The 11,896-nt window shown below is 71.3% G+C and carries 7 protein-coding genes and 1 pseudogene; 4 read left to right on the top strand and 4 right to left on the bottom strand.

Annotated features, from left to right (window positions below; all coding sequences use genetic code 11):
* Positions 1–72: 72 nt before the first annotated feature.
* From HZS56_RS03930 to glgB, 4 genes and pseudogenes are all read left to right on the top strand, one after another.
* Positions 73–1,290, top strand: a pseudogene (locus HZS56_RS03930) (alpha-amylase family protein); the annotation flags it as partial.
* Positions 1,287–3,005: a maltose alpha-D-glucosyltransferase gene (treS, locus tag HZS56_RS03925; protein ID WP_216719238.1), complete on the top strand. Its 1,719-nt coding sequence runs from the start codon at positions 1,287–1,289 to the stop codon at positions 3,003–3,005. The pseudogene HZS56_RS03930 and the gene treS, both read left to right, overlap by 4 nt.
* Before the next feature lie 86 nt (positions 3,006–3,091).
* Positions 3,092–4,492, top strand: a complete 1,401-nt coding sequence (locus tag HZS56_RS03920) for a maltokinase N-terminal cap-like domain-containing protein (RefSeq protein ID WP_216719237.1) — start codon at positions 3,092–3,094, stop codon at positions 4,490–4,492.
* Positions 4,493–4,532: 40 nt separating this feature from the next.
* Entirely contained in the window at positions 4,533–7,079 is a 2,547-nt protein-coding gene (glgB, locus tag HZS56_RS03915) for a 1,4-alpha-glucan branching enzyme (RefSeq protein ID WP_216719236.1), read from the top strand.
* Between the two features lie 16 nt (positions 7,080–7,095).
* Here glgB and HZS56_RS03910 read toward each other — a convergent pair whose 3' ends face one another.
* The 4 genes from HZS56_RS03910 to HZS56_RS03895 all read right to left on the bottom strand — a co-directional run bounded on the left by HZS56_RS03910 (position 7,096) and on the right by HZS56_RS03895 (position 11,875).
* On the bottom strand, positions 7,096–9,375 hold the full coding sequence (locus HZS56_RS03910) for a HelD family protein (protein ID WP_216719249.1): 2,280 nt from the start codon (positions 9,373–9,375) through the stop codon (positions 7,096–7,098).
* 186 nt (positions 9,376–9,561) lie between these two features.
* Positions 9,562–9,876 carry a thioredoxin family protein gene (locus tag HZS56_RS03905; protein WP_216719248.1) on the bottom strand — a complete coding sequence of 105 codons (315 nt, stop codon included), beginning with the start codon at positions 9,874–9,876 and terminating at the stop codon, positions 9,562–9,564.
* 14 nt (positions 9,877–9,890) lie between these two features.
* Positions 9,891–10,289: a MerR family transcriptional regulator gene (locus tag HZS56_RS03900; RefSeq protein WP_216719235.1), complete on the bottom strand. Its 399-nt coding sequence runs from the start codon at positions 10,287–10,289 to the stop codon at positions 9,891–9,893.
* Between the two features lie 191 nt (positions 10,290–10,480).
* On the bottom strand, positions 10,481–11,875 hold the full coding sequence (locus HZS56_RS03895; protein WP_216719234.1) for a cation:dicarboxylate symporter family transporter: 1,395 nt from the start codon (positions 11,873–11,875) through the stop codon (positions 10,481–10,483).
* Between the last annotated feature and the right edge of the window lie 21 nt (positions 11,876–11,896).

The raw sequence follows: 11,896 nt of genomic DNA, 5'->3' as shown, positions 1-11,896 counted from the left end.
CCGACCCCGAAGGCCTGACCACCGAAACCCTCCGCATCCTCCACTTCTGGATGGACCACGGCGTCCGCATCCTCCGCCACCCCCCACGACGTCGGCGTCCCCTGGGCCATCGGCTCCCCCGAAGGCGGCCACGACACCATCCACCCCGCCCTCGGCACCCTCGACGACTTCACCCACTTCGTCACCCGAGCCACCCACCACGGCCTCGAAATCGCCCTCGACCTCGCCCTCCAGTGCTCCCCCGACCACCCCTGGGTCCACAAACACCCCGACTGGTTCCACCACCGCCCCGACGGCACCATCGCCCACGCCGAGAACCCACCCAAGAAATACCAGGACATCTACCCCCTCGCCTTCGACACCGACCCCGAAGGCCTGACCACCGAAACCCTCCGCATCCTCCACTTCTGGATGGACCACGGCGTCCGCATCTTCCGCGTCGACAACCCCCACACCAAACCCGTCGCCTTCTGGGAACGCGTCCTCACCGACATCCACCGCACCGACCCCGACGTCATCTTCCTCGCCGAGGCCTTCACCCGCCCCGCGATGATGCACACCCTCGCCCAGATCGGCTTCCAGCAGTCCTACACCTACTTCACCTGGCGCAACACCAAAGCCGAACTCACCGAGTACCTCACCGAACTGTCCGGCGACGCCGCCGCCTACATGCGGCCCAACCTCTTCACCAACACCCCCGACATCCTCCACGCCTACCTCCAGCACGGCCACCGCCCCGCCTTCGAGGTCCGCGCCGTCCTCGCCGCCACCCTCTCCCCCACCTGGGGCATCTACAGCGGCTACGAACTCTGCGAGAACACCCCCCTGCACGACGGCGGCGAGGAATACCTCGACTCCGAGAAGTACCAGCTCACACCCCGCGACTGGGCCCGCGCCGACCGCGAGGGCACCACCATCGCCCCCCTCATCACCCGCCTCAACACCATCAGGAGACAGAGTCCGGCCCTGCGCCAACTGCGCGATCTGCACTTCCACGCCACGGACAAGGAGGAGGTGATCGCCTACTCCAAACGACGGGGGGCGAACACGGTCGTCGTCGTCGCCAACCTCGACCCCCACCACACCCAGGAGGCGACGGTCTCGTTGGACATGCGGCAACTCGGCCTGGAACGGCACGAGTCGGTGCCGGTGCGCGACGAGCTGACCGGCGAGACCTACCACTGGGGCAGGGCCAACTATGTGCGCCTGGAGCCGGGCCGTACGCCCGCCCACATCTGCACGGTTCTGCGACCGTCCCACCCGCAGACCGGAGGGTCAGGAGTCTCATGACCGTCAACGAGCCCGTGCCGGACACCTTCGAGGACACCCCCGCCAGGGAGCGCGACCCCGACTGGTTCAAACGAGCCGTCTTCTACGAGGTCCTCGTCCGCTCCTTCCAGGACAGCAACGGCGACGGCATCGGCGATCTGAGGGGCCTGACCGCCAAGCTGGACTACCTGCAGTGGCTCGGCGTGGACTGCCTCTGGCTCCCCCCGTTCTTCAAGTCGCCCCTGCGCGACGGCGGTTACGACGTCTCCGACTACACCGCCGTGCTCCCCGAGTTCGGCGACCTCGCCGACTTCGTGGAGTTCGTGGACGCGGCGCACCAGCGCGGCATGCGCGTGATCATCGACTTCGTCATGAACCACACCAGCGACCAGCACCCGTGGTTCCAGGAGTCCCGCACCAACCCGGACGGCCCGTACGGGGACTACTACGTCTGGGCCGACGACGACAAGCAGTTCCAGGACGCACGGATCATCTTCGTCGACACCGAGGCCTCGAACTGGACCTACGACCCGGTGCGCAAGCAGTACTACTGGCACCGGTTCTTCTCGCACCAGCCCGACCTCAACTACGAGAACCCGGCCGTGCAGGAGGAGATGATCTCCGCGCTGAAGTTCTGGCTGGACCTGGGCATCGACGGGTTCCGGCTGGACGCGGTGCCGTACCTCTACCAGGAGGAGGGCACCAACTGCGAGAACCTCCCGGCGACGCACACCTTCCTCAAGCGGGTGCGCAAGGAGATCGACGCGCAGTACCCGGACACGGTGGTCCTGGCGGAGGCCAACCAGTGGCCGGAGGACGTCGTCGACTACTTCGGCGACTACGCCGCCGGCGGCGACGAGTGCCACATGGCCTTCCACTTCCCGGTCATGCCCCGCATCTTCATGGCCGTCCGCCGCGAGTCCCGCTACCCGGTCTCCGAGATCCTCGCCAAGACCCCGGCCATCCCCTCCGGCTGCCAGTGGGGCATCTTCCTGCGCAACCACGACGAGCTGACCCTCGAAATGGTCACCGACGAGGAACGCGACTACATGTACGCGGAGTACGCCAAGGACCCGCGCATGCGCGCCAACATCGGCATCCGGCGGCGCCTGGCCCCGCTCCTGGACAACGACCGCAACCAGATCGAGCTGTTCACGGCCCTGCTGCTGTCCCTGCCCGGCTCGCCGATCCTCTACTACGGAGACGAGATCGGCATGGGCGACAACATCTGGCTCGGCGACCGCGACGCCGTCCGCACCCCGATGCAGTGGACGCCCGACCGCAACGCCGGCTTCTCGTCGTCCGACCCGGGCCGCCTCTTCCTGCCCACGATCATGGACCCGGTCCACGGCTACCAGGTCACCAACGTCGAGGCCGCCATGGCCTCCCCGTCCTCACTGCTGCACTGGACCCGGCGCATGATCGAGATCCGCAAGCAGAACCCCGCCTTCGGCCTCGGCACCTACACCGAACTGCCCTCCTCCAACCCGGCCGTCCTGGCCTTCCTGCGCGAGGCCCCTGCGCACGGGGAGCAGGGGGACGACCTGGTCCTGTGCGTCCACAACTTCTCCCGGTTCGCGCAGCCCACCGAGCTGGACCTCAGCGCGTTCGGCGGACGGCACCCGGTCGAGCTGTTCGGCGGCGTCCGCTTCCCCGCCATCGGCGACCTGCCGTACCTGCTGACCCTCGGCGGTCACGGCTTCTACTGGTTCCGACTGCGCGAGGACACCCCGTAGGGCCCCGCGGGCGGGGCGGTTTCCGCCGCCCCGCCCGGGGCACGCATCAGTAACCACCCCGACGTTCGGGGAAAGGACGCGACGCCATGCCGGAAGCCGTCATACGCACCGTCCCGAGTGATCAGGGTCTTCTCGACTCGCTCGATCCGCTGCTGCGTCAGTGGCTGCCGCGTCAGCGCTGGTTCGCGGGCAAGGGGCGTCCCGTCACCGGCTTCTCGCTGGTCGCCGCCACCGAGCTGCTCCCGGCCGGCTCCCGCCTCGGCCTGCACCACCTGCTGGTCCGCGCCCACCAGCAGTCCGCCCCGGCGACGGGCGCGCCCGTCGAGCCCGGCGACTGCTACCAGCTCCTCATCGGCACGCGCGAGGCACTGCCGCCCCGGCTGGCGCCCGCGCTGATCGGACGTCTCACCGGGGGCCCGGCGGCCGGACGCACCGCGTACGACGCCCTGTACGACGCCCGGCCCGCGGAGGTGCTCCTGGAGGCCCTGCGCACCGGGGCCGGGGTCGGCGGGCTCCGCTTCGAGCGGGCGGCGGACCAGGAGATCCGTGCCGGTCTGGTGCCGCGGCTGATGACCGCCGAGCAGTCCAACTCGTCGGTGGTGTACGGAGACACGTTCATCCTGAAGCTGCTGCGGCGCATTGTGCCCGGCGTCAACCCCGACCTGGAGCTGCCGCTCGCGCTGGCCCACGAGGGCTGCCGCCGGGTACCGGCACCGGCCGGGTGGATGACGGCCGGCCTGGACGGCCGCACCTGGGTGCTGGGCGTGCTCCAGCCGTACGTGCAGGGCGCGACCGACGGCTGGGAGCTGGCGCTGCGCGAGCTGGCCAAGGGCGAGGACTTCACCGCCGAGGCACGGGCGCTCGGCCGGACCACCGCCGAGGTGCACACCGCGCTGGCCCGCGCGCTGCCGACCGTCACCCTCGGCCAGGAGCCGGTGCGGCAGCTCACCGACGGCATGACCGGGCGGCTGGAGGAGGCGGCGCGGGCCGTGCCGCCGCTGCGTCCGTACGCGCCCGCGCTGCGCACGGCGTTCACGGCGCTGGCGGACCTCGCCGCCGAGGGCCGTACCTGGACCGCCCAGCGGGTCCACGGCGACCTGCACCTCGGCCAGTGCCTGCGCTCTCCCGGCGGCGAGTGGTCGCTGATCGACTTCGAGGGGGAGCCGGCGAAGCCGCTGGCCGAGCGGCGGCTGCCGCAGCCGCCGGTGCGGGACGTCGCCGGGATGCTGCGCTCCTTCGACTACGCGGCGCACTCGGCAGGCGCCGCGGTGTCCGGCTGGGCCGCGGCCTGCCGGGCGGCGTACTGCGCCGGGTACGCGGAGGCGGGCGGCCACGACCCGCGCACGGACCCGGTGCTGCTGCGCGCCCACGAGACGGACAAGGCGGTCTACGAGGTGCTCTACGAGGCACGCCACCGCCCCGACTGGCTGCCGGTGCCCCTGGCCGCGGTACGCCGCCTCAGCACACCCGAACCCGAACCGGCATGACCTCCCCGCCCGATCCCCCGTCGCCCAGGAGGCTCCGCCCGTGACCCCCCGCCCCTCGTCCAGCGGTTCCGAACCGAAGAAGAAGGCCGCGAAGAAGACCACGGAGAATTCCACGGAGAACGCCGCTGCAGCGAAGAAGCAGGAGGCGAAGAAGACGCCGGCGAAGAAGACCGCCGGAGCAAAGACCGCCCGACCGAAGACAGCAGCGAAGACGCCGGCGAAGACAGCAGCCAAGAAGACCACCGGGACAGAGACCGGCGGACCGAGGACGGGCGGAGCGAGGACGAAGGCGGCCGGAGCGAAGGCGGCGAAGGCCGGGCAGAAGCCCGCCGTGGAGACCGCGCCCGGGCAGGACCCCGAACAGCCCGCCGCCGCCTCCCCCGGGAGCACGGTCCCCGCCTCCTCGCCCGCCCTGGACGCCGCCGACCGGGAGCGCCTCCTCGCCGGCACCCACCACGACCCGCACGCGGTGCTCGGCGCCCACCGCGTGCCCGGCGGAGTGGCCTTCCGGGCCTTCCGGCCGTACGCCCTTGCGGTGACCGTCCTCGCCGGCGATCTGCGGGTCGCACTGCACGACGACGGCGACGGCTTCTTCTCCGCTCTGGTGCCCCTCCTGGAGGTGCCGCTCCACCGGCTCCTCGTCACCTACGAGGGGACGGTCCAGGAGGTCGAGGACCCGTACCGGTTCCTGCCGGCGCTGGGCGACCTGGACCTGCACCTGATCGGCGAGGGCCGCCACGAGCAGCTGTGGCGGGCGCTGGGCGCGCACCCGACGACCCACGGGGGCGTCACGGGCACCCGGTTCGCGGTGTGGGCGCCGAACGCGCGCGGTGTGCGGGTGGCCGGCGGCTTCAACTTCTGGGACGGCACCGGTCATCCGATGCGGTCGCTCGGCTCCACCGGGGTGTGGGAGCTGTTCCTGCCCGGCGTCGGAGCGGGCGAGCTGTACAAGTTCGAGATCACCCGGCCCGACGGTTCCCGCACCCTGCGCGCGGACCCGCTGGCCCGCCGCACCGAGGTACCGCCGGCCACCTCATCCGTCGTCCACGCCTCCGACTACACGTGGGGGGACGCCGAGTGGCTGGCCCACCGCGCGGACCGGCCCGTGCACGAGGCGCCGCTGTCGGTGTACGAGGTCCACCTGCCCTCCTGGCGCCCCGGTCTCACGTACCGCCAACTGGCCGATCAGCTCCCGGCCTACGTCGCCGACCTGGGCTTCACACACGTCGAGCTGATGCCGGTCGCCGAGCACCCCTTCGGCGGCTCGTGGGGCTACCAGGTCACCGGCTTCTACGCGCCCACGGCGCGGCTCGGCGACCCGGACGACTTCAGGTACCTGGTGGACCGGCTGCACCGGGCCGGGATCGGGGTCCTGATGGACTGGGTGCCGGCGCACTTCCCGCGCGACGACTGGGCACTGGCCGAGTTCGACGGGCGCCCGCTGTACGAGCACTCCGACCCGCTGCGGGCCGCGCACCCGGACTGGGGCACCCTGGAGTTCGACTTCGGGCGCCGCGAGGTGCGCAACTTCCTGGTCGCCAACGCCGTGTACTGGTGCGAGGAGTTCCACATCGACGGCCTCAGGGTCGACGCGGTCGCCTCGATGCTCTACCTGGACTACTCGCGCGAGCCCGGCCGGTGGACGCCGAACGAGCGGGGCGGCCGGGAGAACCTGGACGCGGTGGCGTTCCTCCAGGAGATGAACGCGACGGTGTACCGGCGGGTGCCCGGCGTCGTGACCGTGGCGGAGGAGTCGACGGCCTGGGACGGGGTCACGCGGGCCACGCACCACGAGGGGCCGAGCGGGTTCGGCGGGCTCGGTTTCGGACTGAAGTGGAACATGGGCTGGATGCACGACTCGCTGGAGTACATGAGCCACGACCCCGTGCACCGCAGGTACCACCACGGGGAGATGACCTTCTCCATGGTGTACGCGTACAGCGAGAACTACGTGCTGCCCGTCTCCCACGACGAGATGGTGCACGGCAAGAGGTCCCTGGTGTCGAAGATGCCCGGCGACTGGTGGCAGCAGCGCGCGAACGCACGGGCGTACCTCGCCTTCATGTGGGCCCACCCCGGCAAGCAACTCCTCTTCATGGGCCAGGAGTTCGCACAGGGTGCGGAGTGGTCGGAGGCGCACGGCCCCGACTGGTGGCTGCTCGACCCGCAGTACGGGGCGGCGCCGGATCACCGGGGCGTGCGGGACCTGGTGCGGGACCTGAACGGCGTCTACCGGGACACGCCCGCGCTGTGGCAGCGCGACACCCACCCGGCCGGCTTCGCCTGGGTGGTGGGGGACGCCGCCGAGGACAACGTGCTGGCCTTCCTGCGGCTGGACGCCGCCGGCACGCCGCTGCTCGCGGTGTCGAACTTCGCTCCGGTCGTCCGCTCCGACTACCGCATCGGCGTCCCCGACGACGTCCCGGCCTGGCACGAGGTGCTCAACACCGACGCCGCCCGGTACGGCGGCGGCGACGTCGGCAACCCGGACCCCGTCAAACCGGAGGCGCAGGGGTGGCACGCCCGCCCGGCAAGCATCCGCCTGACCCTGCCGCCCCTGGCGACGGTGTGGCTGCGTCCGGGCTGACCGTCCGGCCGGTCGGTCAGCCCGCGTCCACCAGCCCCTTCGGCAGCGGTCCGGTGTGCAGGACGCCGAGGTGCTGGGTGGCGCGGGTGAGGGCGACGTACAGGTCGCTGGTGCCGTAGCGGCCCGGCTCGACGACCAGGACGGAGTCGAACTCCAGGCCCTTGGACTGGCGGGGGTCCAGGAGGACGACGCGGTGGGTCAGGTCCGGTTCGGCTCCCGCCGTGACGCCGTCCAGGCGGGCCGCGAGGGCCTGGTGGAGTTCGCGCGGGGCGATGACCGCGAGGCGGCCCTCCTCGGGGGTCAGTTCGCGGGCGGCCTCGGCGACGGCGGCCGGGAGGTCGCCGGTGGCCCGGACCCAGGGGCGTACGCCCGTGGACCGTACGGAACTCGGCGGCTCGAAGGCCGGGTCGCCGGCGCGGACCACGGACGCCGCCAGGTCCATGATCTCGGCGGGGGTGCGGTAGTTGACCCCGAGGCGGGTGTGCTCCCAGCGGTCCTCGACGTAGGGGGCGAGGATCTTCGACCACGAGCCGACGCCGGCCGCCTCCGCGGTCTGGGCCGGGTCGCCGACCAGGGTCATCGAGCGGGTCGGGCAGCGCCGCATCAGCAGCCGCCAGGCCATCGGGGACAGCTCCTGCGCCTCGTCCACGATGATGTGCCCGAACGCCCAGGTGCGGTCGGCCGCCGCGCGTTCGGCGGCGCTGCGGTGGTCGTCCTCCTCCTGGCGTTCGGCGAAGCGCTCGGCGTCGATGACGTCGTGGGCGAGGAGCACCTCGGAGTCCTCGTCGTCCTTGTCCTCGAACTCGTAGGTCCGGGACGCGTACGACACGTCGAGGACGCCCTGCGCGTAGGAGATCTGCTCCTCGCGCTCGCGTTCGGCCCGGGAACGGGCGACCCGGTCGTCCACGCCGAGCAGTTCGGCCGCCTCGTCCAGCAGGGGCACGTCGGCGACGGTCCAGCGCCGGGTGACCGGGCGGCGGACGGCGGCGGCGTCCTGCGCGGGCAGGAAGGCCTCGGGGGCGGCGAGGAAGTCGGCGACCAGGCGGTGCGGGGTGAGCCGGGGCCACAGTTGGCCGATCGCCGCCCAGACCTCGGGGTTCTCGGCGAGGTCGTCGCGGATCTGGGTGATGTCGCTCGCGTCGAGCAGGCTGGAGCCGTCGAAGGGGTCGGTGCCGATGCGCTCGGCGTACAGCTCGGTCAGGGTGTTGAGGATGTGGCCCTCGAAGTGCTCGCGGGCCGCGTTGTGCGGCAGCTTCGCGGCGCGGGTGCGCTCCCGGGCCACGTTGACCAGGTCGTCGTCCAGCATCAGGACCTCGCGGTCGTGCTCGATCGCGATCACCGGGTCGGGCAGCGCCTGCCGGTCGCGGACCACCTCGGCGAGCACGTCGGCCATGCCGGCGCGGCCCTTGACGGCCGCCGCTTCCGGCGTGTCCGCCGCCGTGGCCCGCACGCCGGGGAACAGTTCGCCGACGGTGGACAGCAGGACGCCGGTCTCGCCGAGCGAAGGCAGCACCTCGCCGATGTAGCCGAGGAAGGCGGGGTTGGGTCCGACGATGAGGACGGCGCGCTTGGCGAGCAGTTCGCGGTGCTCGTAGAGCAGGTAGGCGGCGCGGTGCAGGGCGACGGCGGTCTTGCCGGTGCCGGGGCCGCCCTCGACGACCAGGACGCCGCGGTGCGGGGCGCGGATGATGCGGTCCTGGTCGGCCTGGATGGTCTGCACGATGTCGCCCATGCGGCCGGTGCGCGCGGAGTTCAGCGCGGCCAGCAGCACGGCGTCGCCCGACGGGTCCTCGTGGCCGGTGCGCCTCTCGTCGCCGAGGTCGAGGATCTCGTCATGCAGCGCGGTGACCCGGCGGCCCTCGCTGGTGATGTGCCGGCGGCGGCGCAGCCCCATCGGGGTGTGGCCGGTCGCCAGGTAGAAGGGGCGGGCGACGTCGGCGCGCCAGTCGATGAGGACCGGGGTGCGTTCCGCGTCGTCCGCGCGCAGGCCGATACGGCCGATGTGGTGGCCGTCGCCGGAGGCGAGGTCGATCCGGCCGAAGCAGAGGGAGCCGTCCACCGCGTTGAGCGCGGCGAGCAGCCCGGAGCGCTCGGCGACCAGGATGTCCCGCTCCAGCCTGGCCTGCTGCGGGGTGTTGCCCTGCGCGAGTGCGTCCGTCACCGCCACCTCGGTGTCACCGCGCAGCGCGTCCACACGTGCGTACAGCCCGTCGACGAATTCCTGCTCGTGCCGCAATTCGTCGTCCGGCAATTCGCTGTTTGCCTGGCTGTTTGACAATTCCACTCCCGCGCGGATATACTGTGGTCACTGAACTTCTTTGTGACTGCTTCTTTTCTGAAGTCACGAATCATCGAATATACGCAAAGAAATCCCCCGAGCGCAATTGCTCGGGGGATTTCTTGTGTCCCGTACGGGTCCCGTACGGGTCCCGTACGGGACACAGGCGGGGCCCAGGTGAGTCCCGTGCGGGGCCCAGGCGGGTCAGACGACGTCGGCCAGCTCCGCGAGGAGCCGCCGCTTCGCCCTGGCGCCCACCATCGACTTCACCGGCTCGCCCTCGCGGAACACCATGAAGGTCGGCATCGACAGCACCCGGTACGCGTTCGTCGTCGCCGGGTTGCGGTCGACGTTCAGCTGCACCACCCGCAGCCGTCCCGCCTCCTCCTCGGCGAGGGCGGCCAGCACCGGCGCCATCTGCCGGCAGGGCGGACACCAGTCCGCGGTGAACTCCACCAGCACGGGCAGTTCACTGCCCAGCACCTCGGTGCCGAAATCCGCGTCCGTGACCTCCGCCACGCCCGTGACCGCCGTCATGCGTGCCCTCCCAGTTCGCATTTCGGTTCCGGACCGCCCGGAACCGCCGCCTCGGCCCGCGCCAGTTGCGCACCGACCTGCGCCCGGACCGACGTGAGCTGCTCGATCAGCGCGTCCAGCTCCGCCAGCTTGCGCCGGTAGACGCCGAGGGACGCCGGACACGAGTCGCCCTCGGGGTGCCCGGCGCGCAGGCACTCCACGAAGGGGCGCGTCTCCTCCAGGTCGAACCCGAAGTCCTGCAGCGTCATGATCTGCCGCAGCAGCTTCAGGTCGCCGTCGTCGTAGGTCCGGTACCCGTTGCCGGTGCGCCGCGCGGGCAGCAGGCCCCGCGACTCGTAGTACCGCAGCGCCCGCGTCGTGGTCCCGGCCCGTGCGGCCAGTTCGCCGATTCGCATACCGGCGAACGTAAGCCCTGACGCCGACGTCAAGGCAAGACGGACGTACGGAAGAACCCCGCGGCGGGGCGGGACGCACGAGAGAACCCCGCGCCGGGGGGGAAGGGCGCGGGGTTCTGGGTGACCGGGCGGCTGAGCAACGGGGGGAGCACCTCAGCCGCCCGGCGTGCGGGGCGTGGACCCGGCAGGCGTCAGGCCCTCGCCAGCTCCTTCTCGCCGCCCTGATCGGGCAGGTCCGGCGCGTCGTCGGCGTCGACGGCGCCGTGGTCGTCGTCCAGCAGGGTCTTCTCGTCGAACGGGGCGCGGCCCGCGAGCACCTCGTTGACCCGGTCCTTGTCGATCTCCTTGGTCCAGGTGCCGATCAGGACGGTGGCCACGGCGTTGCCGCCGAAGTTGGTCAGGGCGCGGGCCTCGCTCATGAAGCGGTCGATGCCGACGATCAGGCCGATGCCGTCGACCAGTGCGGGCTTGTGCGACTGGAGGCCGCCGGCCAGCGTCGCCAGACCGGCGCCGGAGACACCGGCGGCGCCCTTGGAGGCGACCAGCAGGAAGAGGAGCAGCGGGATCTGCTCACCGATCGACATCGGCGTACCCATGGCGTCGGAGATGAACAGCGAGGCCATGGTCATGTAGATCATGGTGCCGTCGAGGTTGAACGAGTAGCCGGTCGGGACGGTGATGCCGACCACCGGCTTGCTGACGCCCAGGTGCTCCATCTTCGCGATGAGGCGCGGCAGCGCCGACTCCGACGAGGAGGTGGACAGGATCAGCAGGAACTCGCGGCCCAGGTACTTGAAGAGCGCGAAGACGTTGACGCCGGAGATGACGCGCAGCAGCGTGCCCAGCACCAGGAAGAGGAAGAGGACACAGGTCACGTAGAAGCCGAGCATCAGCACGGCCAGGCTCTTGAGGGCGTCGAGGCCGGCCGAGCCGGTGACGGCGGCGATGGCACCGAAGGCGCCGATCGGGGCGGCCCACATGATCATGGCCAGGACGCGGAAGACCAGCCGCTGGATGTGCTCGATGCCGCGCAGGACGGGCAGCCCGGCGTTGCCCATGGCCTGCAGGGCGAAGCCGCACAGCAGGGCGATCAGCAGGGTCTGCAGGACCTCGCCCGCGGTGAACGCCGAGACGATCGTCGTCGGGATGATGCCGAGGAGGAACTCGGTGGTGCCCTTGGCCTCCGCGTCGACCTGCGCCTGGCCGGTGTCCTTGACGGCGTCGGTGACCGCGAGGCCCGTGCCCGGGTCGAGGATGTTGCCGACGATCAGGCCGATGGCGAGCGCGACCAGGGACATCACGAAGAAGTAGACCAGGGCGATGCCGCCGACGGCGCCGACCTTGGCGGCCTTGCGGACCGATCCGATGCCCAGCACGATCGTGCAGAAGATGATCGGCGAGATCATCATCTTGATCAGGTTCACGAAGCCTTCGCCCAACGGCTTCAGCTCGGTCGCGAAGTCGGGTGCGAGCAGGCCGACCGCGATGCCGAGGACGACCGCGATGATCACCGCGATGTAGAGATAGTGCGTGCGGTCGCGCTTGGCTTTGGGTGCGGCAGGTGCCGTAGCGGCGTTGCTGGTCACGGCGGCCCTCCTTGACGACGT

Source organism: Streptomyces mayonensis (assembly GCF_018982965.1).
GTDB lineage: Bacteria > Actinomycetota > Actinomycetes > Streptomycetales > Streptomycetaceae > Streptomyces > Streptomyces mayonensis.
The sequence above is the reverse complement of the archived record's forward strand: the minus strand, read 5'-3'. Positions and strand labels throughout refer to the sequence as shown.